A 25326-nucleotide genomic window follows, 5' to 3' on the forward strand; every position below is an offset into this window, starting at 1 on the left:
GTACCAGGGCGCGAGCACTGAGGAGCACCGTTGAGCAGGTTGCGCTGGCTGACCGCGGGGGAGTCCCACGGTCCCGCACTCGTGGCGACGCTGGAGGGCCTTCCCGCCGGCGTGCCGATCACCACGGAGATGGTGGCGGACCACCTGGCCCGGCGCCGGCTCGGCTATGGACGCGGTGCGCGCATGAAGTTCGAGCGCGACGAGGTCACCTTCATCGGCGGCGTCCGGCACGGCCTCACCCTCGGCTCCCCCGTGGCGATCATGGTGGGCAACACCGAGTGGCCCAAGTGGGAGCAGGTCATGGCGGCCGACCCGGTCGACCCGGAGATCCTCGCCGGCCTCGCCCGCAACGCCCCGCTGACCCGTCCGCGTCCCGGCCACGCCGACCTCGCGGGCATGCAGAAGTACGGCTTCGACGAGGCCCGCCCGATCCTGGAGCGTGCCTCGGCACGGGAGACCGCGGCCCGTGTCGCCCTCGGCGCCGTCGCCCGGTCGTACCTCAAGGAGACGGCCGGCATCGAGATCGTCAGCCATGTCGTCGAGCTGTGCTCCGTGAAGGCCCCGCAGGGTGTGTACCCGACGCCGGCCGACGTCGAGAAGCTGGACGAAGACCCGCTGCGCTGCCTCGACGCGGACGCCTCGAAGGCGATGGTCGCGGAGGTCGACCAGGCCCACAAGGACGGCGACACCCTCGGTGGCGTGGTCGAGGTGCTCGCCTACGGCGTCCCCGTGGGCCTCGGCTCGCACGTGCACTGGGACCGCAAGCTGGACGCCCGCCTCGCCGGTGCGCTCATGGGCATCCAGGCGATCAAGGGCGTCGAGCTCGGCGACGGCTTCGAACTCGCCCGCGTGCCCGGCTCCAAGGCGCACGACGAGATCGTGAACACGCCCGACGGGATCCGCCGGGTCTCCGGCCGCTCCGGCGGCACCGAGGGCGGCCTCACCACCGGTGAGCTGCTGCGGGTGCGCGCCGCGATGAAGCCGATCGCCACCGTGCCGCGGGCCCTGCAGACCGTCGACGTCGCGACCGGCGAGGCCACGCAGGCCCACCACCAGCGCTCCGACGTCTCCGCGGTCCCGGCCGCGGGTATCGTCGCGGAGGCCATGGTGGCGCTCGTCCTGGCCGACGCGGTGGCGGAGAAGTTCGGCGGCGACTCGGTGGCCGAGACCCGCCGCAACGTCCAGTCGTACCTCGACAACCTCGCGATCCGATGAGCGCAGCGCCTGTGGTGGTGCTGGTCGGGCCGATGGGCGTGGGCAAGTCCACGGTCGGACAGCTGCTCGCCGAGCGCCTCGGCGTCGGCTACCGGGACACCGACGACGACATCGTGGCCGAGCAGGGCCGGACCATCGCGGAGATCTTCGTCGACGAGGGCGAGCCGGCCTTCCGCGCCATCGAGAAGCAGGCCGTGCAGCGGGCGCTGACCGAGCACGACGGTGTCCTGGCACTGGGCGGCGGCTCGATCCTCGACGAGGACACGCGCGCGCTGCTGGCCGGGCAGCGGGTCGTCTACCTGTCGATGGACGTCGAGGAGGCGGTCAAGCGCACCGGCCTGAACGCCGCCCGTCCGCTGCTCGCGGTCAATCCGCGCAAGCAGTGGCGGGACCTGATGGAGGCCCGCCGCCATCTGTACGAGGGGGTCGCCACGGCCGTCGTGGCCACCGACGGCCGTACGCCCGAAGAGGTGTCTCAAGCCGCCCTGGACGCACTGGAGTTGAAGGACGCATGACTGAGGCAGTGACGCGGATCCAGGTCGGCGGTACCGCGGGCAGTGAGCCGTACGAGGTACTGGTGGGCCGTCAGCTCCTGGGCGAGCTGGGCGGGTTGATCGGCGCGCGGGTCAAGCGGATCGCCGTGATCCACCCGGAGGCGCTGGCCGAGACCGGCGAGGCGCTGCGGGCCGATCTGGCCGAGCAGGGCTACGAGGCGGTCGCCATCCAGGTGCCGAACGCCGAGGAGGCCAAGACCGCCGAGGTGGCGGCCTACTGCTGGAAGGCGCTGGGCCAGTCCGGGTTCACCCGCTCCGACGTGATCGTCGGTGTCGGCGGCGGCGCGACCACCGACCTGGCCGGGTTCGTGGCGGCGACCTGGCTGCGCGGAGTGCGCTGGATCGCGGTCCCCACCACCGTGCTGGCCATGGTGGACGCGGCCGTCGGCGGCAAGACCGGCATCAACACCGCCGAGGGCAAGAACCTGGTCGGTGCCTTCCACCCGCCGGCCGGCGTGCTGTGCGACCTGGCCGCCCTCGACTCGCTGCCGGTCAACGACTACGTCTCCGGTCTCGCGGAGATCATCAAGGCCGGCTTCATCGCCGACCCGGCGATCCTGGAGCTGATCGAGGCCGACCCCGAGGCCGCGCGCACCCCGGCCGGCCCGCACACCGCGGAGCTGATCGAGCGCTCGATCCGGGTCAAGGCCGAGGTCGTCTCCTCGGACCTGAAGGAGTCGGGCCTCAGGGAGATCCTCAACTACGGCCACACGCTCGGCCACGCGATCGAGAAGAACGAGCGCTACAAGTGGCGGCACGGCGCCGCCGTGGCCGTCGGTATGCACTTCGCCGCCGAACTCGGCCGTCTCGCGGGACGGTTGGACGACGCGACGGCGGACCGGCACCGCACGATCCTCGAATCGGTGGGCCTGCCGCTGCACTACCGCTACGACCAGTGGCCCAAGCTGCTCCAGGCCATGAAGGTCGACAAGAAGTCGCGCGGCGACCTGTTGCGCTTCATCGTCCTCGACGGTCTGGCCAAGCCCACCGTCCTGGAGGGGCCGGACCCGGCCGTGCTGCTCGCCGCGTACGGCGAAGTCGGCCAGTAAGTCCACCGAATCACCGTTCCGTCCGATTCGCCTGTGGCGATGGGCACTTCAGACCGCCCCCGGCCGTTCACCAAACGGTGGCCGGGGGCGGTACCGTTCGGTAGGGGGCGGGTCGCGAGCCCGCTGCCAGCGCCAATGGCCATGGAAGACGAGACGGAGTGGCACCGGATGCAGCATGCAGTGGGTTCTCCGCTGCCGCCGCCCCATCAGTCGGGGCACGGCTGGACGCCGGCCGCGCACGACCCGGGGGCGCACCACCCGGGCGGGCACCCGGGACCCGCCGCACACCAGGGTCCCGTCCCGCATCAGGGACCCGGTGCTCATCAGGGACCTGCCCCGCATCAGGGTCCCGCTGCTCATCAAGGACCCGCTGCTCATCAGGGCTCCGCGCCCCATCAGGGCTCCGCGCCGCCCCCGCCGCCCCCGGCGCCGGGCTTCGCACCCCCCGGACCGGTTCCGCACACCCCGCACCATGTCCCGGCCCCGCAGGCGCCCGAGACCACGGGCCATGTACCGCTGCCGCCCGGCGGTCCCGTCGGCATGCCGAGCGTGCCGCCCGCGACCGCGACACCCGACCCGACGACCACGACCATCGCGGTGCTGCTCATCGGTCCGGCCGGGGCCGGCAAGACGAGCGTCGCCAAGTACTGGGCGGACCACCGCCGGGTCCCCACGGCCCACATCAGCCTCGACGACGTGCGTGAATGGGTCCGCTCGGGCTTCGCGGACCCCCAGTCCGGGTGGAACGACCACTCCGAGGCCCAGTACCGCCTGGCCCGCCGCACCTGCGGCTTCGCCGCGCGGAACTTCCTGGCCAACGGCATCTCCTGCATCCTCGACGACGCGGTCTTCCCCGACCGCCCGGTCGTCGGCCTCGGCGGCTGGAAGCGGCACGTCGGCCCCGGGCTGCTGCCCGTGGTGCTGCTGCCGGGCCTGGAGATCGTCCTGGAGCGCAACGCCGAACGCGCGGGCAACCGCCGCCTCACCGACGAGGAGGTGGCGCGGATCCACGGCCGCATGGCGGGCTGGTACGGCTCGGGCCTGCCCATCATCGACAACTCCCAGCTCGACGTCCCGCAGACCGCCCAGGTCCTGGACGACGTACTGGCCCGCTCGATCGCGAGCCCACCGAACTGGTAGCCGACGCGATCGGGTCGGCGTGAAGGGGTGCGGGACTGTATCGATGTGCGGCTCCGCCGCGCGGGCGCGAGCCCTCCACTCACCCGCACACGGCTCACAACCTCAGGCGGCACCCTCTCGTCCGAACGGCTCTCTCCCAACCGGCACAAACCGGACGAGCCTCCTACGCTCGTGTCATGTCAGAGGTGTACGCCGCCCGCCGAACCCGCCTACGGGAACGCTGCCAAGCCAGCGGCAGCGCCTCCGCGCTGATCTCCCGCCCCGCGAACGTCCGCTACCTCGCGGGCGCCGCCCCCCAGGACTCCGTGCTGCTCATCGGCAGGTCCGAGGACCTGCTCGTGTGTGTCGGCCCGCCCGACGACCGGCCCGCCGAGGGTCGCCCCGACGAGGCCCTGCGGACGCACATCCTGCCCGGCGCGGCCGGTGACCCCGCGGTCGCGGCGGCCGACCTCGCCGAGGGGCAGGGCGGTGACTCCCTCGCCGTGGAGGAACACCACCTCACCGTCGCCCGGCACAGAGCCATCCGCTCCGTCGTGCCCCGTCTGCGCCTGGCCGACCTCGGCGGCGCGGTCGAACAGCTCCGGGTGGTCAAGGACGAGGAGGAGATCTCCTGCCTGCGTATCGGCGCCGAGATCGCCGACCAGGCGCTGGGGGAGCTCCTCGAATCCATCCTCGTGGGCCGCACCGAGCGCCATCTCGCCCTCGAACTCGAACGCCGCCTCGTGGACCACGGCGCCGACGGCCCCGCCTTCCCGACCGCCGTGGCCACCGGCCCGAACTCCGGCCGACGCGCACACCGGCCCACGGACCGCCGGGTCGAGGAGGGCGACTTCCTCTCCGTGTGCCTGGGGGCGACGTACCGCGGCTACCGCTGCGAGATCGGCCGCACCTTCGTCATCGGCACGTCCCCCGCCGACTGGCAGATCGACCTGTACGACCTGGTCTTCGCAGCCCAGCGGGCCGGACGGGAGATGCTCGCACCCGGCGCGGCCTACCGCGACGTGGACCGCGCCGCGCGGCAGGTGCTGGATTCCGCGGGGTGCGCGGAAGGCCTTCCGGCGCTGACGGGGCACGGTGTGGGACTCGAAATCGACGAGGACCCGCAGTTGGCTCCCGCGGCCATGGGTAAACTGGACGCTTGCGTGCCGGTCACCGTCGAACCGGGGGTCCACCTCCCGGGCCGGGGCGGCGTCCGGATCGATGACACGCTCGTCGTTCGCCCCGAGGCGGACGGCGGACCCGAGCTACTCACCATCACGACCAAGGAGCTGCTCGCGCTTTAGCTTTTCAGCTACGTGCGTGCGCCGGGGTCGTCCACGTCAGTCCAGGAGATTCCGCAACCGTGGCTTCCACGAACGACCTCAAGAACGGCATGGTGCTCAAGCTCGACGGCGGCCAGCTGTGGTCCGTCGTCGAGTTCCAGCACGTCAAGCCCGGCAAGGGCCCGGCCTTCGTGCGCACCAAGCTCAAGAACGTGCTGTCCGGGAAGGTCGTCGACAAGACCTTCAACGCCGGCGTGAAGGTCGAGACGGCCACCGTCGACAAGCGCGACATGCAGTTCTCGTACATGGACGGCGAGTACTTCGTCTTCATGGACATGGAGACCTACGACCAGCTCATGGTCGACCGGAAGGCCGTCGGCGACGCCGCGAACTTCCTGATCGAGGGCTTCATGGCCACCGTCGCCCAGCACGAGGGCGAGGTGCTCTTCGTCGAGCTCCCGGCCGCCGTCGAGCTGGTCATCCAGGAGACCGAGCCGGGTGTCCAGGGCGACCGCTCCACCGGTGGCACCAAGCCCGCCACCCTGGAGACCGGCCACCAGATCCAGGTCCCGCTCTTCATCACCACCGGTGAGAAGATCAAGGTCGACACCCGCACGAGCGACTACCTCGGCCGGGTGAACAGCTAAATTGGCTGCCCGCAACACGGCCCGCAAGCGCGCCTTCCAGATCCTCTTCGAGGGTGACCAGCGCGGAGCCGACGTCCTGACGGTTCTCGCGGACTGGATCCGGCTCTCCCGGGCCGACACCCGGCAGCCGCCGGTGAGCGAGTACACGATGCAGCTCGTCGAGGGCTACGCGCAGCACGCGAGGCACATCGACGAGCTGATCGCGCAGTACGCCGTCGGCTGGACGCTCGACCGCATGCCGGTCGTGGACCGCAACATCCTGCGGCTCGGCGCGTACGAGCTGATCTGGGTCGACGAGACCCCGGACGCCGTCGTGCTGGACGAGATGGTGCAGCTGGCGAAGGAGTTCTCCACGGACGAGTCGCCGTCGTTCGTCAACGGCCTGCTCGGCCGTTTCAAGGACCTGAAGCCCTCCCGCGTCTTCTTGTGTCCCTGGGGCCCTCTCGGGCGTCAGAACGCCGCCTCGGTGGCCTCGACCCCATGGGTTTCGGCCACCCCGGCGGTACGTTTCTGCTCAGGCCTGAAGGGCTCAGCCCTCGTCGGCGTGGGAGACCGCGCGGCGCGCGTCCGCGTCCAGGACGCCCCAGCTGATCAGCTGCTCGGTCAGGACCGAGGGGGACTGGTCGTAGATGACGGCGAGTGTGCGCAGGTCGTCCTGGCGGATCGAGAGCACCTTGCCGTTGTAGTCACCGCGCTGCGACTGGATGGTCGCGGCGTAGCGCTGAAGGGGACCCGCCTTCTCGGCCGGCACATGAGCCAGCCGCTCCAGGTCCAGGACCAGCTTCGGCGGCGGCTCGGCGGCCCCGCCCGGAGTGGTGCCCGGCAGCAGCTCCTGCACCGGGACGCCGTAGAAATCCGCCAACTCGGCAAGGCGCTGTACGGTCACGGCACGGTCACCGCGCTCGTACGAACCGACCACGACGGCCTTCCAGCGTCCCTGGGACTTCTCCTCGACACCGTGGAGGGAAAGGCCCTGCTGGGTGCGGATGGCCCGGAGTTTGGCCCCGAGCTGTTTGGCGTATTCGCTGGACATATAGCTCCCCGGACACTGTGTCGACGCGGCGTGGCTTGGGTTCCATGCCGCGCGGTTGGTAACTCACTGTGAGGTTACGCAGCGTTACTCTGGCGCGTCAAGCCGAATGGTCCACACCGACGCTTCCGTGCTATCGGTGGCCGATTGGGCCAAGGGGGTGATGAGACGCCCTCCGGTGGCCTGCTACGGTGGATGGCGCAAACCAGACGTCCTTTAAGGTCCGTCCCGTGAGGCGGAGAAGGAGGTCCTTTTCGTATGGACAGGCAGCAGGACACGCAAGCGTCCGACGCCAGGCCCGTTCTCGAAGGCCCTGACATCGCGCGGGTGTTGACCCGCATCGCCCACGAGATCGTCGAGCGCGCCAAGGGCGCCGACGACGTGGTGCTCCTCGGAATTCCCACCCGAGGCGTCTTCCTCGCCCAGCGGCTCGCCGCCAAGCTCGAGGAGATCACCGAGCGCAAGATGCCGGTCGGCTCGCTCGACATCACGATGTACCGCGACGACCTGCGCATGCACCCGCCGCGTGCGCTCGCCCGCACCGAGATCCCCGGTGACGGCATCGACGGCCGCCTCGTCATCCTCGTCGACGACGTCCTGTTCTCCGGCCGCACCATCCGCGCCGCGCTCGACGCCCTGAACGACATCGGCCGTCCGCGCGCGGTCCAGCTCGCGGTCCTCGTCGACCGGGGCCACCGCGAACTGCCCATCCGCGCCGACTACGTCGGCAAGAACATCCCCACGTCGCTGCGGGAGACGGTCAAGGTCCAGCTCGCCGAGGAGGACGGTCGCGACACCGTGCTGCTCGGTGCCAAGCAGACCTCCCAGTAGCGCCCCCGGCGTACGCGCTGTCGTACGCCCGCTCAGTGCGCCCTCCGGCGCACCCGTCTGCCCCAATTCTCCTGAACTGCCTTACGGAGCCTGACAGATGCAGCGTCATCTCATCTCGGCCGCCGACCTCACCCGCGACGACGCCGTCCTGATCCTCGACACCGCCGAGGAGATGGCCCGGGTCGCCGACCGGCCGATCAAGAAGTTGCCGACCCTGCGCGGCCGCACCGTCGTGAACCTCTTCTTCGAGGACTCCACGCGCACCCGCATCTCCTTCGAGGCCGCCGAGAAGCGGCTGTCCGCGGACGTCATCAACTTCTCCGCCAAGGGGTCGAGCGTGTCCAAGGGCGAGTCCCTGAAGGACACCGCCCAGACCCTGGAGGCCATGGGCGTCGACGCCGTGGTCATCCGGCACGGCGCCTCCGGGGCGCCGTACCGCCTCGCCAACTCCGGCTGGATCGACGCGGCCGTCATCAACGCCGGCGACGGCACCCACCAGCACCCCACCCAGGCCCTCCTGGACGCCTTCACGATGCGCCGCCGGCTCGTCGGCCGGGACGCCGGGCTCGGCCAGGACCTCGACGGCCGGCGCATCACGATCGTCGGCGACGTCCTGCACAGCCGCGTCGCCCGCTCCAACGTCGACCTGCTGCACACCCTCGGCGCCGAGGTCACCCTGGTCGCCCCGCCCACCCTGGTGCCGGTCGGCGTCGAGACCTGGCCCTGCGAGGTGTCGTACGACCTCGACAGCACCCTGCCGAAGTCCGACGCGGTGATGATGCTGCGTGTGCAGCGCGAGCGGATGAACGCCGCGTTCTTCCCGACCGAGCGCGAGTACTCGCGGCGCTACGGCCTCGACGGCGACCGCATGGCGAGGATGCCCGAGCACGCCATCGTGATGCACCCCGGCCCGATGGTCCGCGGCATGGAGATCACCGCCGAGGTCGCCGACTCGGACCGCTGCACCGCCATCGAGCAGGTCGCAAACGGAGTCTCCATCCGGATGGCCGTCCTGTACCTGCTGCTGGGCGGAAACGAACCGGCCGCCACTCACACCCGTACCGAGGAGAAGTAGACAGATGAGCAAGATCCTGATCCGTGGTGCGAAGGTGCTCGGCGGCGAGCCCCAGGACGTGCTGATCGACGGCGAGACCATCGCCGAGGTGGGCACCGGCCTGAGCGACGAGGGCGCCCAGGTCGTCGAGGCGGCCGGCAAGGTCCTGCTGCCGGGCCTGGTCGACCTGCACACGCATCTGCGCGAGCCCGGCCGCGAGGACTCCGAGACCGTGCTGACCGGCACGCGCGCGGCGGCCTCGGGCGGCTTCACGGCCGTGTTCGCCATGGCCAACACCTTCCCGGTCGCCGACACCGCCGGCGTCGTCGAGCAGGTCTGGCGCCTGGGCAAGGAGCACGGCTACTGCGACGTGCAGCCCATCGGAGCCGTCACCGTCGGCCTGGAGGGCCGCAAGCTCGCCGAGCTGGGCGCCATGCACGAGTCGGCCGCCGGCGTCACCGTCTTCTCCGACGACGGCAAGTGCGTCGACGACGCCGTGATCATGCGCCGCGCGCTGGAGTACGTGAAGGCCTTCGGCGGCGTCGTCGCCCAGCACGCGCAGGAGCCCCGGCTGACCGAGGGCGCCCAGATGAACGAGGGCGTCGTCTCCGCCGAGCTGGGTCTCGGCGGCTGGCCCGCGGTGGCGGAGGAATCGATCATCGCCCGGGACGTCCTGCTCGCCGAGCACGTCGGCTCCCGCGTCCACATCTGCCACCTGTCGACCGCCGGCTCCGTCGAGATCGTCCGCTGGGCCAAGTCCCGCGGCATCGACGTCACCGCCGAGGTCACCCCGCACCACCTGCTCCTCACCGACGAGATGGTGCGCACCTACAACCCGGTCTACAAGGTGAACCCGCCGCTGCGCACCGAGCGTGACGTGATGGCGCTGCGCGAGGCACTGGCCGACGGCACGATCGACATCGTCGCCACCGACCACGCCCCGCACCCGCACGAGGACAAGGACTGCGAGTGGGCCGCGGCCGCCATGGGCATGGTCGGCCTGGAGACCGCGCTCTCGGTCGTGCAGGACACCATGGTGGACACCGGGCTGCTCACCTGGGCCGGGGTCGCCGAGCGCATGTCCGTGAAGCCCGCGCAGATCGGGCAGGCCCAGGGCCACGGCCGCCCCGTCTCGGCTGGTGAGCCCGCCAACCTCACGCTCGTCGACACGGAATACCGTGGGTCCGTGGACCCCGCGGGCTTCGCCTCGCGCAGCCGCAACACCCCGTACGAGGGTCGTGAGCTGCCGGGCCGTGTGACGCACACGTGGCTCCGGGGCAAGGCCACGCTCGTCGACGGGAAGCTCACGTGACACCTGCAACTCTGCTCGCCGCCTCGTTCGCCGCCGAAAAGAAGTCGGCCGAGGTCACCGACTGGGCCGCCCGCGTGGGCTGGCTCGTCGGCCTCGCCCTCTTCGTCGCGCTCGTCTACTGGCTGATGCGCGAGGGCTGGAAGTGGCGCGGCACGCTCCAGGGCGACCTGCCCGAGCTGCCCAGCGCGCCGGACGACCCCGGCCCGGCGAGACTGAGCATGAGCGGCCGCTACCACGGCTCGACCACCGCAGGTCAGTGGCTGGACCGCATCGTGGCGCACGGCCTGGGCACCCGCAGCCGGGTCGAGCTCACCCTGACGGACGCGGGACTGGACGTCGTACGCCCCGGCGCGACCGACTTCTTCGTCCCCGTCGGGCAGCTGCGCGAGGCCCGGCTCGACAAGGGCATCGCCGGCAAGGTCCTGACCGAGGGCGGACTGCTCGTGGTGACCTGGGCGCACGGCGAGCGGCTGATCGACTCGGGGTTCCGCTCGGACCACGCGGCGGAGCACAACGAGTGGGTCGACGTCATTAACTCCATGATCAACACCAACAGCACGGAAGGCGCCGAACGATGACGACCTCCACAAGGGGAGCCGGCAAGGTTCCCGCGGTACTCGTCCTGGAGGACGGCCGGACGTTCCGCGGCCGCGCCTACGGGGCCGTGGGGGTGACCTTCGGCGAGGCCGTGTTCTCCACCGGCATGACCGGCTACCAGGAGACCCTCACCGACCCGTCGTACCACCGTCAGGTCGTCGTGATGACCGCCCCGCACGTGGGCAACACCGGCGTCAACGACGAGGACCCGGAGAGCAAGCAGATCTGGGTCGCCGGCTACGTCGTGCGCGACCCCGCGCGCGTGCCGTCGAACTGGCGCGCCAAGCGCTCGCTGGACGAGGAGCTGCGCCACCAGGGCGTCGTCGGGATCTCCGGCATCGACACCCGCGCGCTCACCCGCCACCTCCGCGAGCGCGGCGCCATGCGCGTCGGCATCTTCTCCGGCAACGCGCTGCCCGACGAGGGCACCATGCTCGCCGAGGTCCGCCAGGCCCCCGAGATGAAGGGTGCCGACCTCTCTGCCGAGGTCGCCACCAAGGAGGCGTACGTCGTCCCCGCGATCGGCGAGAAGAAGTTCACCGTCGCCGCCGTCGACCTCGGCATCAAGGGCATGACCCCGCACCGCATGGCCGAGCGCGGCATCGAGGTGCACGTGCTGCCCGCCACGGCCACCGCCGACGACGTGTTCGCCGTGAACCCCGACGGCGTGTTCTTCTCCAACGGCCCCGGCGACCCGGCCACCGCCGACCACCCGGTCTCCGTCATGCAGGCGGTCCTGGAGCGCGGCACCCCGCTCTTCGGCATCTGCTTCGGCAACCAGATCCTCGGCCGCGCCCTCGGCTTCGGCACCTACAAGCTGAAGTACGGCCACCGCGGCATCAACCAGCCGGTCCAGGACCGTACGACCGGCAAGGTCGAGGTCACGGCGCACAACCACGGCTTCGCCGTGGACGCGCCGACCGACAAGGTCTCCGAGACCCCCTACGGCCGCGCCGAGGTCTCCCACGTCTGCCTCAACGACAACGTGGTGGAGGGACTCCACCTCCTCGACAAGCCGGCCTTCAGCGTCCAGTACCACCCCGAAGCGGCAGCGGGCCCGCACGACGCCGCCTACCTGTTCGACCGCTTCGTATCCCTGATGGAGGGCCAGCGTGCCTAAGCGCACCGATATCCAGTCCGTCCTGGTCATCGGCTCCGGCCCGATCGTCATCGGCCAGGCCGCCGAGTTCGACTACTCCGGCACGCAGGCATGCCGGGTCCTGAAGTCCGAGGGCCTGCGTGTCATCCTCGTGAACTCCAACCCGGCGACGATCATGACCGACCCGGAGATCGCCGACGCCACCTACGTCGAGCCGATCACCCCGGAGTTCGTCGAGAAGATCATCGCCAAGGAGCGGCCCGACACGCTGCTGCCCACCCTGGGCGGCCAGACGGCCCTCAACACCGCGATCTCGCTGCACGAGGCGGGCACGCTGGAGAAGTACGGCGTCGAGCTGATCGGCGCCAACGTCGAGGCCATCAACAAGGGCGAGGACCGCGACCTCTTCAAGGACGTCGTCGAGGCCGTCCGCGGCAAGATCGGGCACGGCGAGTCCGCCCGCTCGGTCATCTGCCACTCCATGGACGACGTCCTCCAGGGCGTCGAGACCCTCGGCGGCTACCCGGTCGTCGTCCGCCCCTCCTTCACCATGGGCGGCGCCGGCTCCGGCTTCGCGCACGACGAGGAGGAGCTGCGCCGCATCGCCGGCCAGGGCCTCACGCTCTCCCCGACCACCGAGGTGCTCCTGGAGGAGTCCATCCTCGGCTGGAAGGAGTACGAGCTGGAGCTGATGCGCGACAAGCACGACAACGTCGTGGTCGTCTGCTCCATCGAGAACTTCGACCCGATGGGCGTGCACACCGGCGACTCCATCACGGTCGCGCCGGCGATGACCCTCACCGACCGCGAGTACCAGGTGCTGCGTGACGTCGGTATCGCGATCATCCGCGAGGTCGGCGTCGACACCGGCGGCTGCAACATCCAGTTCGCGGTGAACCCCGAGGACGGTCGCGTGATCGTCATCGAGATGAACCCGCGCGTGTCGCGGTCCTCGGCGCTCGCCTCCAAGGCGACCGGCTTCCCGATCGCCAAGATCGCGGCCAAGCTCGCCGTCGGCTACACCCTCGACGAGATCCCGAACGACATCACGCAGGAGACCCCGGCCTCCTTCGAGCCCACGCTCGACTACGTGGTCGTGAAGGCCCCGCGGTTCGCCTTCGAGAAGTTCCCGCAGGCCGACTCCACGCTGACGACGACCATGAAGTCGGTCGGCGAGGCCATGGCCATCGGCCGCAACTTCACCGAGGCCTTCCAGAAGGCCCTGCGCTCGCTGGAGAAGAAGGGCAGCCAGTTCACCTTCGTCGGCGAACCCGGCGACAAGACCGCCCTCCTCGAGGAGGCGGTCCGCCCGACCGACGGCCGGATCAACGCCGTCATGCAGGCCATCCGCGCGGGCGCCACCCAGGAGGAGGTCTTCGAGTACACGAAGATCGACCCCTGGTTCGTCGACCAGCTCTTCCTCATCAAGGAGATCGCCGACGAGCTCGCCGAGGCCGCGAAGCTCACCCCCGAGCTGCTCGCCGAGGCCAAGCGGCACGGCTTCTCCGACCAGCAGATCGGCGAGATCCGCGGCCTGCGCGAGGACGTCGTGCGCGAGGTGCGGCACGCGCTCGGCATCCGCCCGGTCTACAAGACGGTCGACACCTGCGCCGCCGAGTTCGCCGCGAGGACGCCGTACTTCTACTCCTCCTACGACGAGGAGACCGAGGTCGCGCCGCGCGAGAAGCCGGCCGTCATCATCCTGGGCTCCGGTCCCAACCGCATCGGCCAGGGCATCGAGTTCGACTACTCCTGCGTCCACGCCTCCTTCGCGCTGGGCGACGCCGGGTACGAGACCGTGATGGTCAACTGCAACCCGGAGACCGTCTCCACGGACTACGACACCTCCGACCGCCTGTACTTCGAGCCGCTGACGCTCGAGGACGTGCTGGAGATCGTCCACGCGGAGCAGCAGGCCGGCCCGGTGGCGGGCGTCGTCGTCCAGCTGGGCGGCCAGACCCCGCTGGGCCTGTCGCAGGCGCTGAAGGACAACGGCGTGCCGATCGTCGGCACCTCCCCGGAGGCCATCCACGCCGCCGAGGACCGGGGCGCGTTCGGCCGCGTCCTCGCCGAGGCGGGCCTGCCCGCCCCCAAGCACGGCACCGCGACCACCTTCGCCGGCGCCAAGGCCATCGCCGACGAGATCGGCTACCCGGTGCTGGTGCGGCCGTCGTACGTCCTCGGCGGACGCGGCATGGAGATCGTCTACGACGAGACCCGGCTGGAGTCCTACATCGCCGAGTCGACCGAGATCAGCCCCTCGCGGCCGGTCCTCGTCGACCGGTTCCTGGACGACGCGATCGAGATCGACGTCGACGCGCTCTACGACGGCACCGAGCTCTACCTCGGCGGCGTCATGGAGCACATCGAGGAGGCCGGCATCCACTCCGGCGACTCGGCGTGCGCCCTGCCCCCGATCACCCTCGGCGGCTTCGACATCAAGCGCCTGCGGGCCTCCACGGAGGCCATCGCCAAGGGCGTCGGCGTGCGCGGCCTGATCAACATCCAGTTCGCGATGGCCGGCGACATCCTGTACGTCCTGGAGGCCAACCCGCGCGCGTCCCGCACCGTCCCCTTCACCTCGAAGGCGACCGCGGTGCCGCTGGCGAAGGCCGCCGCCCGGATCTCGCTGGGCGCGACCATCGCCGAACTGCGCACGGAGGGGCTCCTTCCGGCGACCGGCGACGGCGGCGAACTCCCGCTCGACGCGCCGATCTCCGTCAAGGAGGCCGTCATGCCGTGGTCGCGCTTCCGCGACATCCACGGCCGCGGCGTGGACACCATCCTCGGCCCGGAGATGCGCTCCACCGGCGAGGTCATGGGCATCGACTCCGTCTTCGGCACGGCGTACGCCAAGTCGCAGGCCGGCGCCTACGGTCCGCTGCCCACCAAGGGCCGCGCGTTCATCTCGGTCGCCAACCGCGACAAGCGCTCGATGATCTTCCCGGCCCGTGAGCTGGTCGCCCACGGCTTCGAGCTGATGGCCACCTCCGGCACCGCCGAGGTCCTCAAGCGCAACGGCATCAACGCCACCGTCGTGCGCAAGCAGTCCGAGGGCACCGGCCCCAACGGCGAGAAGACCATCGTCCAGCTCATCCACGACGGCGAGGTCGACCTCATCGTCAACACCCCGTACGGCACCGGCGGCCGCCTCGACGGCTACGACATCCGTACGGCGGCCGTGGCGCGGTCCGTGCCCTGCCTGACGACGGTCCAGGCGCTCGCCGCCGCCGTCCAGGGCATCGACGCCCTCAACCACGGGGATGTGGGCGTGCGTTCCCTGCAGGAACACGCCGAGCATCTGACCGCGGCCCGCGACTAGCAGCCCTGAGGGGGACACCGGAAACGGTGTCCCCCTCTTCATGAGGCTCACCGGCTCTTCATGAGGCTCACCGGCATGAGGCTCACCGAGGCTTCGAAGAGGACAGAACGATGTACAAGCTTTTCTTCCGTCTGGTTTTCAAACGGATGGACCCGGAGCAGGCCCATCACCTGGCGTTCCGCTGGATCCGGCTCGCCGCCCGCATCCCCGTACTGCGCACCTTCGTCGCGGCCGCCCTCGCGCCCCGCCACAAGGAACTGCGCACCGAGGCCTTCGGGCTGCGCATGCACGGCCCGTTCGGGCTCGCCGCCGGCTTCGACAAGAACGCGGTCGCGATCGACGGGATGTCGATGCTGGGCTTCGACCACGTCGAGATCGGCACGGTGACGGGCGAGGCGCAGCCGGGCAACCCCAGGAAGCGGCTGTTCCGGCTCGTGCAGGACCGCGCGCTCATCAACCGCATGGGCTTCAACAACGAGGGCTCGCTGGCCGTGGCGGCCCGCCTGGCCTCCCGTACGCCCGTCTTCCGGACCGTGGTCGGCGTCAACATCGGCAAGACCAAGGTCGTCCCGGAGGCCGACGCCGCCGGCGACTACGTGAAGTCGACCGAGCGGCTCGCGCCGTACGCCGACTACCTGGTCGTCAACGTCTCCTCGCCCAACACGCCCGGCCTGCGCAACCTCCAGGCCACGGAGTCCCTGCGGCCGCTCCTGAGCGCCGTCCGCGAGGCAGCGGACCGCACGGTCACCACGCGCCGGGTGCCGCTGCTCGTGAAGATCGCACCGGACCTCGCCGACGAGGACGTCGACGCGGTCGCCGACCTGGCCGTCGAGCTCGGCCTGGACGGGATCATCGCCACGAACACCACCATCGCCCGCGAGGGGCTCGGTCTGAAGTCCGAGCCCACGCTCGTCAAGGAGACCGGCGGCCTGTCCGGGGCACCCCTGAAGGCGCGCTCCCTGGAGGTCCTGCGGCGCCTGTACGCGCGCGTGGGCGACCGGATCACCCTGGTGGGCGTCGGCGGCATCGAGAACGCCGAGGACGCCTGGCAGCGCATTCTCGCCGGTGCCACGCTCGTGCAGGGATACAGCGCGTTCATCTACGAAGGGCCCTTCTGGGGCCGTGCCATCCACAAGGGGCTCGCCGCGCGCCTGCGCACCAGCCCGTACGCCACCCTCGCCGACGCGGTCGGCGCCGACGTGAGGAAGACGGCATGAGCTCTCTCGAACCCTTCGGCGCACGTCTGCGCCGCGCCATGGACGAGCGCGGCCCCCTGTGCGTCGGCATTGACCCGCACGCCTCCCTGCTGTCCGAGTGGGGCCTGAACGACGACGTGGCGGGCCTGGAGAGGTTCAGCCGCACGGTCGTCGAGGCGATGGCCGACCGGGTCGCCGTGCTCAAGCCGCAGAGCGCCTTCTTCGAGCGCTTCGGGTCGCGCGGTATCGCCGTCCTGGAGAAGTCGGTCGAGGAGGCGCGGGCGGCCGGCGCGCTGGTCGTGATGGACGCCAAGCGCGGCGACATCGGCTCGACCATGGCCGCGTACGCCGAGACCTTCCTGCGCAAGGACTCCCCGCTGTTCTCCGACGCGCTGACCGTCTCGCCGTACCTCGGCTACGGATCGCTCTCGCCGGCCGTCGCGCTGGCCCGGGAGAGCGGCGCCGGGCTGTTCGTGCTCGCGCTGACCTCGAACCCGGAGGGCGGCGAGGTCCAGCACGCGGTCCGCGCGGACGGCCGCACCGTCGGGGCGACGATGCTGGCCCACCTCGCGGCCGAGAACGAGGGCGAGCGGCCCATGGGGTCCTTCGGCGCGGTCGTCGGCGCCACGCTCGGTGACCTGTCGTCCTACGACCTCTCGATCAACGGTCCGATCCTCGCCCCCGGCATCGGGGCCCAGGGCGCCACGCCGGCGGATCTTCCGCACGTCTTCGGCGCCGCGGCGCGCAATGTCGTCCCCAATGTCAGCCGGGGTGTCCTGCGGCACGGACCGGACGTCGTCGCGCTGCGTGAGACCGCGTCACGCTTCGCCGACGAGATCGCCGACGCCGTGTCGGGCGTCTGACCGCCGTCAGAGGTGTTCGAGCCGGTCGCGGGGGTCCTCCGATGAGTGGCCCGCGGCCGACTTGAGTCTGGATACATCCTCAAATCCAGGGCATTATGTCCTAAATGTCTGGCCTGACGGAGGCTGACCAGGACTTTTCCGCTGTTCTCGCTGACTCTGGCGGACTTGGCCGCTAGTCTCCGACGAGTGAGGGAGCCTCCCACGCCCTTCAGGCAGTGGGGGAGTGCGGGCAGCGTGTTGCTCGTGGCTCCCCAGGTGTGGGGCGACTAGGTTCCTCACCGGTCCGTATCCGACAGTTCGACATCCGAGGTGACGTAGGCGTGGCTCTTCCGCCCCTTACCCCTGAACAGCGCGCAGCCGCGCTCGAAAAGGCCGCCGCGGCTCGCCGGGAGCGGGCCGAGGTCAAGAATCGACTCAAGCACTCCGGCGCCTCCCTGCACGAGGTCATCAAGCAGGGCCAGGAGAACGACGTCATCGGCAAGATGAAGGTCTCCGCGCTGCTCGAGTCCCTGCCGGGCGTGGGCAAGGTCCGCGCCAAGCAGATCATGGAGCGACTCGGCATCTCCGAGAGCCGCCGCGTACGCGGTCTCGGCTCGAACCAGATCGCCTCCCTGGAGCGTGAGTTCGGCAGCACCGGCTCCTGAGTCCGCGCTCTTGGGACAGGGAGTCCCGGGCACTCCGGGATTGCTGGAATAATCGCTGCATGAGTGAACGTCCGCGGCTGACCGTGCTCTCCGGCCCCTCAGGGGTCGGCAAGAGCACGGTCGTCGCCCATATGCGCAAGGAACACCCCGAGGTCTGGCTCTCGGTGTCGGCGACGACCCGCAAGCCCCGCCCCGGCGAGAAGCATGGTGTCCACTACTTCTTCGTCACCGACGACGAGATGGACAAGCTGATCGCCAATGGTGAGCTGCTGGAGTGGGCCGAGTTCGCCGGCAACCGCTACGGCACGCCGCGTGCGGCCGTGCTGGAGCGGCTGGAGGCGGGTGAGCCCGTCCTGCTGGAGATCGACCTCCAGGGGGCCCGGCAGGTCCGTGAGTCCATGGCCGAGGCTCAGCTGGTGTTCCTGGCCCCTCCCTCCTGGGAGGAGCTCGTGCGCAGACTCACCGGACGTGGCACCGAGCCGCCCGAGGTGATCGAGCGCCGGCTGGACGCGGCGAAGGTCGAGCTGGCGGCCGAGCCGGAGTTCGACACCACCTTGGTCAACACCTCCGTCGAGGACGTGGCGCGCGAGCTGCTAGCCTTGATGGACGTTGTGTGATCGTGACTGTGTGGTCATGACTGTTCGGTCCTGACCGGTTCAGCCAGACCTGATCATGCGCACTGAATCTTTCCCATCCATCGGAAGGTAGAGCGTGTCCTCTTCCATCTCCGCGCCCGAGGGCATCATCAACCCGCCGATCGACGAGCTCCTCGAGGCCACCGACTCGAAGTACAGCCTCGTGATCTACGCGGCCAAGCGGGCCCGCCAGATCAACGCGTACTACTCGCAGCTCGGCGAGGGCCTCCTCGAGTACGTCGGTCCGCTCGTCGACACCCACGTGCACGAGAAGCCGCTCTCGATCGCCCTGCGCGAGATCAACGCGGGTCTGCTGACGTCCGAGGCCGTCGAAGGCCCGGCGCAGTAAGTAGTATTTTCAGCTTTCAGCTGGCTTTTCCACAGGCCCGGCAGCGCGACTGTCGGGCCTGTGGTGTGTCATGGAGGCATCGGTCAACGAGTGGGGAGGCCCGGTGGACAAGCCGAAGGTCGTTCTGGGGGTCAGCGGCGGCATCGCCGCGTACAAGGCGTGTGAGCTGCTGCGCAGACTCACCGAGTCGGGGCACGACGTCCGCGTCGTCCCCACCGCCTCCGCCCTGCACTTCGTCGGCGCCGCCACCTGGTCCGCCCTCTCCGGCCACCCCGTCTCCACCGAGGTCTGGGACGACGTCCACGAGGTCCCGCACGTCCGCATCGGTCAGCACGCCGACCTGGTCGTCGTCGCCCCGGCCACGGCCGACACCCTCGCCAAGGCCGCCCACGGCCTCGCCGACGACCTGCTGACCAACACCCTGCTCACCGCCCGCTGCCCGGTGGTCTTCGCCCCCGCCATGCACACCGAGATGTGGGAGCACGCGGCCACCCAGGAGAACGTGGCGACGCTGCGCCGGCGCGGCGCGGTGGTCATCGAGCCCGCGGTCGGCCGCCTGACCGGCGTCGACACCGGCAAGGGCCGGCTGCCCGACCCCGCCGAGATCTTCGAGGTCTGCCGCCGCGTGCTGGCCCGCGGCGTCACTGAGCCCGACCTCAAGGGGCGGCACGTCGTCGTCAGCGCCGGGGGCACCCGCGAGCCCCTCGACCCGGTCCGCTTCCTCGGCAACCGCTCCTCCGGCAAGCAGGGCTACGCCCTCGCCCGCACCGCCGCCGCCCGGGGCGCCCGCGTCACGCTGGTCTCCGCGAACGCCGGGCTGCCCGAGCCGGCCGGCGTGGACGTCGTACCGGTCGGCACGGCCGTGCAGCTGCGGGAGGCGGTTCTCAAGGCCGCCTCGGACGCCGACGCGGTGGTGATGGCGGCCGCGGTCGCCGACTTCCGGCCCGCGACCTACGCCTCCGGGAAAATCAAGAAGAAGGACGGAGAGGATCCGGAACCCATCGTTCTGGTGCGTAATCCGGACATCCTCGCGGAGATCTCCACCGACCGTGCCCGCCCCGGTCAGGTGATCGTCGGCTTCGCCGCCGAGACGGACGACGTGCTGGCCAACGGCCGTAAGAAGCTGGAACGCAAGGGGTGCGACCTCCTCGTGGTGAACGAGGTGGGCGAGCGTAAGACGTTCGGCTCGGAGGAGAACGAGGCCGTGGTCCTGGGCGCCGACGGCAGTGAGACCCCGGTGCCGTACGGACCCAAGGAGGCCCTGGCCGAAACGGTGTGGGACCTGGTGGCGCGACGGCTCGGGTGAATTGTTTGATGCGCCCGGGCTTCTCTCGTGCCTTCCTTGATTCCGGTGTGGCGTGCCTGGTCAAGGGGGTGTGACATTGGGCAGAATGCCCGTGCCGCAGGTCACAGCCCTCCCGAGAGGCGAGACAGGGGGTCCGTGACCGAGCACGACAGATAAACTGTCCTCGGACGACGCCGGGCGCAGCTCCCGACCGTCCGCCAATGATCAGCCAGCAGCCGCTGCAACCACAGGGAGCGTTGTGTCCCGTCGCCTGTTCACCTCGGAGTCCGTGACCGAGGGTCACCCCGACAAGATCGCTGACCAGATCAGCGACACCATTCTCGACGCGCTTCTGCGTGAGGACCCGTCCTCCCGGGTCGCTGTCGAGACCCTGATCACCACCGGGCTCGTGCACGTGGCCGGAGAGGTCACGACCAAGACGTACGCGGACATCGCGACGCTGGTCCGCAACAAGATCCTGGAGATCGGCTACGACTCCTCGAAGAAGGGCTTCGACGGCGCCTCCTGTGGTGTCTCCGTCTCCATCGGCGCGCAGTCGCCCGACATTGCGCAGGGCGTCGACACGGCGTACGAGTCCCGGGTCGAGGGCGACGAGGACGAGCTGGACCGACAGGGCGCCGGCGACCAGGGCCTGATGTTCGGCTACGCGACGGACGAGACGCCGACGCTGATGCCGCTGCCGATCTTCCTGGCGCACCGCCTGTCCAAGCGCCTCTCCGAGGTCCGCAAGAACGGCACCATCCCCTACCTGCGCCCCGACGGCAAGACGCAGGTCACCATCGAGTACGACGGTGACAAGGCGGTCCGTCTGGACACGGTGGTCGTCTCCTCGCAGCACGCCTCCGACATCGACCTCGACTCGCTCCTCGCGCCCGACATCCAGGAGTTCGTGGTCGAGCCGGAGCTGAAGTCCCTCCTGGACGACGGCATCAAGCTGGACACCGAGAACTACCGCCTCCTCGTCAACCCGACCGGGCGCTTCGAGATCGGCGGTCCGATGGGTGACGCGGGTCTGACCGGCCGGAAGATCATCATCGACACCTACGGGGGCATGGCCCGGCACGGCGGCGGCGCCTTCTCCGGCAAGGACCCGTCCAAGGTGGACCGTTCGGCGGCGTACGCGATGCGCTGGGTCGCCAAGAACGTCGTCGCCGCGGGCCTGGCCGCGCGCTGCGAGGTGCAGGTGGCGTACGCGATCGGCAAGGCCGAGCCGGTGGGTCTGTTCATCGAGACCTTCGGCACCCACAAGATCGAGCCCGAGAAGATCGAGAAGGCCATCGACGAGGTCTTCGACCTCCGCCCGGCCGCGATCATCCGCGACCTCGACCTGCTCCGCCCGATCTACGCCCAGACCGCCGCCTACGGTCACTTCGGCCGTGAGCTGCCGGAGTTCACCTGGGAGCGGACGGACCGGGTGGAGGCGCTGAAGAAGGCTGCGGGGCTGTAGTCCCGGCTCCACGATGCGTTCGAGGCCCGGCCCCTTTCGGGGGCCGGGCCTCGGCGTTTCTCGCACGTCCTACGGCTGACCTGTGTCGTCCTCCTGCGCCGGGCCGGCGCCGTTCGTATGCGCGGCTGCCTGGAAGCCGCCGAACCGGCGCCGTATCTCCTCGGCCGCCACCGTGTCCCTGGAGGCGATCGCGCAGGCGACCTGTTCCGCGATCAGCACGGCCTCTTGCTCCCCCGGGCTGAACCCGACCTTCCCGAAAAAGTCGGAGAAGAGATCCGCCGCGGTGGCCATGGGCCGGAAAGGCGCCTCTTGGGGCGGCAGGGGGCCGTGCTGCTCCGGGGGAGGCGGAAAGGCCTCCGGGACCAGGTACCGGAAGGGTTCATCGACTTCACGGTCGTTCGCGGCGGAGGAGAGGCGTGCCAGGAGGCCGATGTCCTTGACGGTCTTCTCGACGTGGTCGTCGTTCCTCGCCAGCCACCACACGACGGCGCTGCCCGTGCTGGTGAGCACGTCGTTGCCCAGGTACTCGCGTTTGTTCTGCTCGTACTTGCGCTGGTGTTCCCACAGGGCCTCGTCCTTACGGATCGCCGCCAGCCGGTCCAGCCTGTGCTGGTCCTCGTCCGTGAGTGTGAGCTCGACGTCCAGGGCCATCGCGTGCAGGTGGCCGTCGGGGTCGGGTTCCATGACGCCGAGCGCCGCGTTGAGTTGATGCCGGCCGAGGGAACTTCTGAAGGGGTGCATGTCCGCGGTGATGCGGCCGGCGCGGGCGAGTACGGACTCCACGGCCAGCGCGCCCGGGTTGATGAGCTGGTCGCCGACCATGGGATCGGCGAGGATCCAGCGCACCCGGGCGGCGAAGAGGAAGTCGTAGTCGGCCTCGCTGCTGGGCAACGGGACCCCGCTCACGTACCGCTCCTGGCGTTCCACGGTCGGGGGAGCGGGTTGCTCGATGAGGGAGCCGGGTGGGAAGGGGTCGCGTTTGCGTGCGCGGATCGCCGAGTACGTCGCGAGGGCCCATGCGGCCAGGAGCACGGCGATCGTGCCCAGCCACATCCACAGCGGCCAGCGCAGCGTCAGCCCGAGGATGAGGACGAGCAACGCGCTGATCAGACTGAGGAACGCCGAGACGGTCTTCTGGCCGGAGCTCATGACGCAGACACCTCCAGGTCGGGCGCTCCTCGCGTGAAGCGGGCGCGCTGTGCGGTGTTGATGGATTGCAGGAGGCGGGAGGCCAGCTCGGGCGAGACACTCCGACGGGCGTCCGCGTAGATGCGGCTGAGCACCGGATAGTTCGTGTCGGAGGCGTCCACCAGGATGCTCAGGATCGCTTCGGCGAGGTCCTTGTCGTCCACGTGGTCCGCAGTGGCCAGCCAACGGACGGTGCGGTCGGCCCAGCGGCCGGGATCCAGCAGGTCGAAGGCCATGCGCCAGCACACGGTGAGCCATTCCCGTGTCGGTGCGGTGAGGAGGAAGCTGTCGGGCAGTTCCGTCAGATCCAGGAACAGGTCCGCGTCGGCGCGATGGTGCCGCTCGGACTGTGTCGTGGCCAGCCTGGCGAGCAGCCGGCGCTGAAGCCGCACCTCCTGGTTGACCAAGGCGAGGAGTCCCTGGCGGGCGACGACACCGGGGTGCGGCTCGTTGCGGGCAAGGTGGTGGAGCCGTACGAGTGCGGGTTCGGGATGGTGGATCGACATCACCTTCGTGCAGACCTCGACGAGAACTTCCCGCAGGTGCTTGGGCAGTCGACCAGTGCTCCAATCGTAGATCGCTGAGCGGAACCTGCTGTTCCATTGCTCGTCCTCGATGCCGTGCCGAAGGAGGTGGGCGGCGGCTCGTACTTCGGTCCCCCGGTGAGCCGAGTCGAGCGTCCACTGCTCGACGAGTCCGGTGAGCCGTTCGAGCTCGTGCGTGCTCAGACACAGATCGGTGAACCGCGCGACGGCTTCCGCCGAGTCGGGCTCTTCGAGCTCTCGCACCTTCAGGACCTTGGTCAGCCAATGGCCAAGTGGCTCGCGAATGTCGGGCAGGTCGGTCCAGAAGAGGCGACGTGCGGCTTTGGCGAAGCCCGGTTCGGTGAAGCGCACCCTTGCGTCCGGGCCCGCCTCGGCGCCGACCGTCTCCAGCCGTAGGGAGAGTCTCTTGTGCTCCAGGAGCGGACGCTCGTCATGGGCGGATCCGGCCTCGTCGACCAGGAGGTTCGTGGCTCGGTGCACCGCCTCGGCGCGTGCGCCCTCCAGCATTGCCGTCGTGAGGAAGAGCGCACGCTGTCTGCCTTTGCGCAGTCGGCCCACGGCGTCGGCGACATCGCGGGTGCGGTCCGTCTGGGCCGCGAGGGCGGCCTCGCACCAGGAGGCGAAGTTGCCGGGTCCCCGAGCGGCCGTGCCGATGCGCTCGGCCAACCGGGCCAGGTCGCGCATGGGCGGTCCGCTGTCCAGATACGTGCGCAGGGCGGGTGGTGCCAGGCCCCGGACGTTTCCGTGCACTCCGGCGAGCCACAGGTGCCGGTTGACGGCCTCCCACCCGTCAGGGCGGCCGATTCGCCGGCGGAACTGAGCGAACTGAGGCGAGAGCCCCTCCTCGAACGGGCTCGGCAGGACGAGTGCGAGGAACGCGCCCCTGCGCAGGACCTCATGCCGGAAGTCGGAGAGTTCCTCGTGTACGGCGTACCAGGTTCGCTCGTCCGTGGCGGACAGGTCGAGCAGCATGCGGTCGTGCCCTCCGACGAGGTCGGGGGAGAGCCACCGATCGGCAACCGTCTCGGGTGCCTCTGGCGTGAGTTCGAGATACATGCCGCCGTCCGGCGGGAGCTCGCACAGCAGGACCCGGGCCGCCGATGTCCGCCCGCTGCCTGGTTCCCCGTGGAGGATGACGGTGTGCTCGCCGGTCAGGACGTCGAACGCTTCTCCCATGCCGTCGGGCCGTGCGAACTCCCGCTGCAGACGCTTGAGTTGATCGTCAGCGACTCTCCGGGGTGTGGCACGAGGAGATTTGAGGAGGGGCTCCGGTCCGAAGTAGTTGTTGCTGACGTTGTAGTTGTAGGTGTCCCCGTTCCGATCGCTCACCGTTCGTCGTCCTCCTCGGGACGCGAGCGGCCGAAGTTCTGCCGGATGCCGCCTGCGTTGCCGCCCTGGAAGTAGTTGCCGCCGTCGCCCATGCGCACACTGCTGGGGCCGATGTGGACCGGGCCGTGGGCTTCTCGGATGTTGCTGACCGCGCCTTGTACGGCGGTTCCGTGGACGCCACCCGCGATGTTGTGTGTCGGAGCCGGGGCGGCCTGCTCTCCGGGAGCCTCGCTGTCTGCGGCGGCGAGCTCCGGTACGAGCCTGGCCAGGTGGTCTCCGATCTGCTTCAGGTCGTACTCCTTGTTCTGGTGGTCGTAGCGCAGGCTCTGGCAGTCCGCGAGCTTCCTCAGCGGGCGAGGGAGTTCGTCCTTGGTCGGGCGTTCGGTCATGCGGCCCAGCAGCACGGGGATGACCCGGATGTCGCAGAGGAATGCTTCCTGGATCTCCCTGCCGACCCAGTCGCCGTCGCTGCGCAGCGCCTTGTGTCCGATCCAGGCGGGGCCGATCAGAGCCAGAAGCACGCCACTGCGTCGCACACTGTGGATCAGATGGCCGTCGAAGGGCGTGCCGGGTGGGATCGACTTGCTGGCGTAGTAGATCCGCTCCTTCCCGAACCGCGCGGACAAGGCTCCGTCGAGGGTGGCGGCGGCCTGTTCTCCGTCACCGGTGCGGTAGTTGATGAAGACGTCGGGCATGGCAGATCGGCCTCTCT

At 70.0% G+C, this 25326-nt stretch carries 23 protein-coding genes and 1 pseudogene; 20 read left to right on the top strand and 4 right to left on the bottom strand.

The window, feature by feature from the left end; all coding sequences use genetic code 11:
• Nucleotides 1–30: 30 nt before the first annotated feature.
• The 7 genes and pseudogenes from aroC to nusB all read left to right on the top strand — a co-directional run.
• Nucleotides 31–1215 carry a chorismate synthase gene (gene aroC / locus ACGFW6_RS27905; RefSeq protein ID WP_393515440.1) on the top strand — a complete coding sequence of 395 codons (1185 nt, stop codon included), beginning with the start codon at nucleotides 31–33 and terminating at the stop codon, nucleotides 1213–1215.
• A complete protein-coding gene (locus ACGFW6_RS27910; protein WP_393515443.1) occupies nucleotides 1212–1730 on the top strand; it encodes a shikimate kinase in 519 nt (172 codons plus the stop codon). The genes aroC and ACGFW6_RS27910 overlap by 4 nt, the downstream gene beginning before the upstream one ends.
• On the top strand, nucleotides 1727–2818 hold the full coding sequence (gene aroB / locus ACGFW6_RS27915) for a 3-dehydroquinate synthase (RefSeq protein ID WP_393515446.1): 1092 nt from the start codon (nucleotides 1727–1729) through the stop codon (nucleotides 2816–2818). Before ACGFW6_RS27910 ends, aroB begins: the two co-directional genes overlap by 4 nt.
• Nucleotides 2819–2986: 168 nt before the next feature.
• A complete protein-coding gene (locus ACGFW6_RS27920) occupies nucleotides 2987–3958 on the top strand; it encodes an AAA family ATPase (protein WP_393515449.1) in 972 nt (323 codons plus the stop codon).
• Nucleotides 3959–4134: 176 nt separating this feature from the next.
• Entirely contained in the window at nucleotides 4135–5241 is a 1107-nt protein-coding gene (locus tag ACGFW6_RS27925) for an aminopeptidase P family protein (RefSeq protein ID WP_393515452.1), read from the top strand.
• A gap of 59 nt (nucleotides 5242–5300) precedes the next feature.
• Nucleotides 5301–5867: an elongation factor P gene (gene efp, locus ACGFW6_RS27930; RefSeq protein ID WP_030947394.1), complete on the top strand. Its 567-nt coding sequence runs from the start codon at nucleotides 5301–5303 to the stop codon at nucleotides 5865–5867.
• A gap of 1 nt (nucleotide 5868) precedes the next feature.
• Nucleotides 5869–6282, top strand: a pseudogene (gene nusB, locus ACGFW6_RS27935) (transcription antitermination factor NusB); the annotation flags it as partial.
• A 114-nt stretch (nucleotides 6283–6396) separates the two neighbouring features.
• Here nusB and bldD read toward each other — a convergent pair.
• Nucleotides 6397–6900: a transcriptional regulator BldD gene (bldD, locus tag ACGFW6_RS27940; RefSeq protein ID WP_007491469.1), complete on the bottom strand. Its 504-nt coding sequence runs from the start codon at nucleotides 6898–6900 to the stop codon at nucleotides 6397–6399.
• A gap of 255 nt (nucleotides 6901–7155) precedes the next feature.
• Here bldD and pyrR point away from each other — a divergent pair, with 255 nt between their 5' ends.
• From pyrR to metK, 13 genes are all read left to right on the top strand, one after another.
• The gene (gene pyrR, locus ACGFW6_RS27945; RefSeq protein ID WP_125527466.1) at nucleotides 7156–7728 is read left to right on the top strand and encodes a bifunctional pyr operon transcriptional regulator/uracil phosphoribosyltransferase PyrR; all 573 of its coding nucleotides are present in this window, start codon (nucleotides 7156–7158) and stop codon (nucleotides 7726–7728) included.
• A gap of 97 nt (nucleotides 7729–7825) precedes the next feature.
• The gene (locus ACGFW6_RS27950; protein ID WP_393515457.1) at nucleotides 7826–8803 is read left to right on the top strand and encodes an aspartate carbamoyltransferase catalytic subunit; all 978 of its coding nucleotides are present in this window, start codon (nucleotides 7826–7828) and stop codon (nucleotides 8801–8803) included.
• Nucleotides 8804–8807: 4 nt separating this feature from the next.
• Nucleotides 8808–10094 (top strand): dihydroorotase, encoded by a 1287-nt coding sequence (locus tag ACGFW6_RS27955; protein ID WP_393515459.1) that lies wholly within the window; start codon nucleotides 8808–8810, stop codon nucleotides 10092–10094.
• Nucleotides 10091–10672 carry a hypothetical protein gene (locus tag ACGFW6_RS27960; RefSeq protein ID WP_393515462.1) on the top strand — a complete coding sequence of 194 codons (582 nt, stop codon included), beginning with the start codon at nucleotides 10091–10093 and terminating at the stop codon, nucleotides 10670–10672. Before ACGFW6_RS27955 ends, ACGFW6_RS27960 begins: the two co-directional genes overlap by 4 nt.
• Nucleotides 10669–11811 carry a glutamine-hydrolyzing carbamoyl-phosphate synthase small subunit gene (carA, locus tag ACGFW6_RS27965; RefSeq protein ID WP_393515465.1) on the top strand — a complete coding sequence of 381 codons (1143 nt, stop codon included), beginning with the start codon at nucleotides 10669–10671 and terminating at the stop codon, nucleotides 11809–11811. Before ACGFW6_RS27960 ends, carA begins: the two co-directional genes overlap by 4 nt.
• Nucleotides 11804–15112 (top strand): carbamoyl-phosphate synthase large subunit, encoded by a 3309-nt coding sequence (gene carB, locus ACGFW6_RS27970; RefSeq protein ID WP_393515468.1) that lies wholly within the window; start codon nucleotides 11804–11806, stop codon nucleotides 15110–15112. Before carA ends, carB begins: the two co-directional genes overlap by 8 nt.
• A 110-nt stretch (nucleotides 15113–15222) precedes the next feature.
• Nucleotides 15223–16329, top strand: a complete 1107-nt coding sequence (locus tag ACGFW6_RS27975) for a quinone-dependent dihydroorotate dehydrogenase (RefSeq protein WP_393515471.1) — start codon at nucleotides 15223–15225, stop codon at nucleotides 16327–16329.
• Nucleotides 16326–17171: an orotidine-5'-phosphate decarboxylase gene (gene pyrF, locus ACGFW6_RS27980; RefSeq protein WP_393515474.1), complete on the top strand. Its 846-nt coding sequence runs from the start codon at nucleotides 16326–16328 to the stop codon at nucleotides 17169–17171. Before ACGFW6_RS27975 ends, pyrF begins: the two co-directional genes overlap by 4 nt.
• 320 nt (nucleotides 17172–17491) lie before the next feature.
• Nucleotides 17492–17815: an integration host factor gene (locus ACGFW6_RS27985; protein WP_003977346.1), complete on the top strand. Its 324-nt coding sequence runs from the start codon at nucleotides 17492–17494 to the stop codon at nucleotides 17813–17815.
• A gap of 59 nt (nucleotides 17816–17874) precedes the next feature.
• Nucleotides 17875–18432, top strand: coding sequence for a guanylate kinase (gmk, locus tag ACGFW6_RS27990; RefSeq protein ID WP_030947365.1), 558 nt, complete (start codon nucleotides 17875–17877; stop codon nucleotides 18430–18432).
• Nucleotides 18433–18526: 94 nt separating this feature from the next.
• On the top strand, nucleotides 18527–18799 hold the full coding sequence (gene rpoZ / locus ACGFW6_RS27995; RefSeq protein WP_003988945.1) for a DNA-directed RNA polymerase subunit omega: 273 nt from the start codon (nucleotides 18527–18529) through the stop codon (nucleotides 18797–18799).
• Nucleotides 18800–18902: 103 nt separating this feature from the next.
• Nucleotides 18903–20105 (top strand): bifunctional phosphopantothenoylcysteine decarboxylase/phosphopantothenate--cysteine ligase CoaBC, encoded by a 1203-nt coding sequence (gene coaBC, locus ACGFW6_RS28000; RefSeq protein ID WP_393515478.1) that lies wholly within the window; start codon nucleotides 18903–18905, stop codon nucleotides 20103–20105.
• A gap of 238 nt (nucleotides 20106–20343) precedes the next feature.
• A complete protein-coding gene (gene metK / locus ACGFW6_RS28005) occupies nucleotides 20344–21552 on the top strand; it encodes a methionine adenosyltransferase (protein WP_393515481.1) in 1209 nt (402 codons plus the stop codon).
• 69 nt (nucleotides 21553–21621) lie between these two features.
• On the opposite strand, the gene ACGFW6_RS28010 is transcribed toward metK, so the two are convergent.
• From ACGFW6_RS28010 to ACGFW6_RS28020, 3 genes are read right to left on the bottom strand one after another with little or no spacing between them, the layout of a single operon-like run.
• Nucleotides 21622–22701 carry a hypothetical protein gene (locus tag ACGFW6_RS28010; RefSeq protein WP_393515484.1) on the bottom strand — a complete coding sequence of 360 codons (1080 nt, stop codon included), beginning with the start codon at nucleotides 22699–22701 and terminating at the stop codon, nucleotides 21622–21624.
• Nucleotides 22698–24614, bottom strand: a complete 1917-nt coding sequence (locus ACGFW6_RS28015; protein WP_393515487.1) for an ATP-binding protein — start codon at nucleotides 24612–24614, stop codon at nucleotides 22698–22700. The genes ACGFW6_RS28010 and ACGFW6_RS28015 overlap by 4 nt, the downstream gene beginning before the upstream one ends.
• Nucleotides 24611–25309: a toll/interleukin-1 receptor domain-containing protein gene (locus ACGFW6_RS28020; protein ID WP_393515490.1), complete on the bottom strand. Its 699-nt coding sequence runs from the start codon at nucleotides 25307–25309 to the stop codon at nucleotides 24611–24613. The genes ACGFW6_RS28015 and ACGFW6_RS28020 overlap by 4 nt, the downstream gene beginning before the upstream one ends.
• Nucleotides 25310–25326 lie beyond the last annotated feature (17 nt).

The sequence above is a fragment of the Streptomyces sp. Y7 genome, assembly GCF_043195415.1.
Classification (GTDB): domain Bacteria; phylum Actinomycetota; class Actinomycetes; order Streptomycetales; family Streptomycetaceae; genus Streptomyces.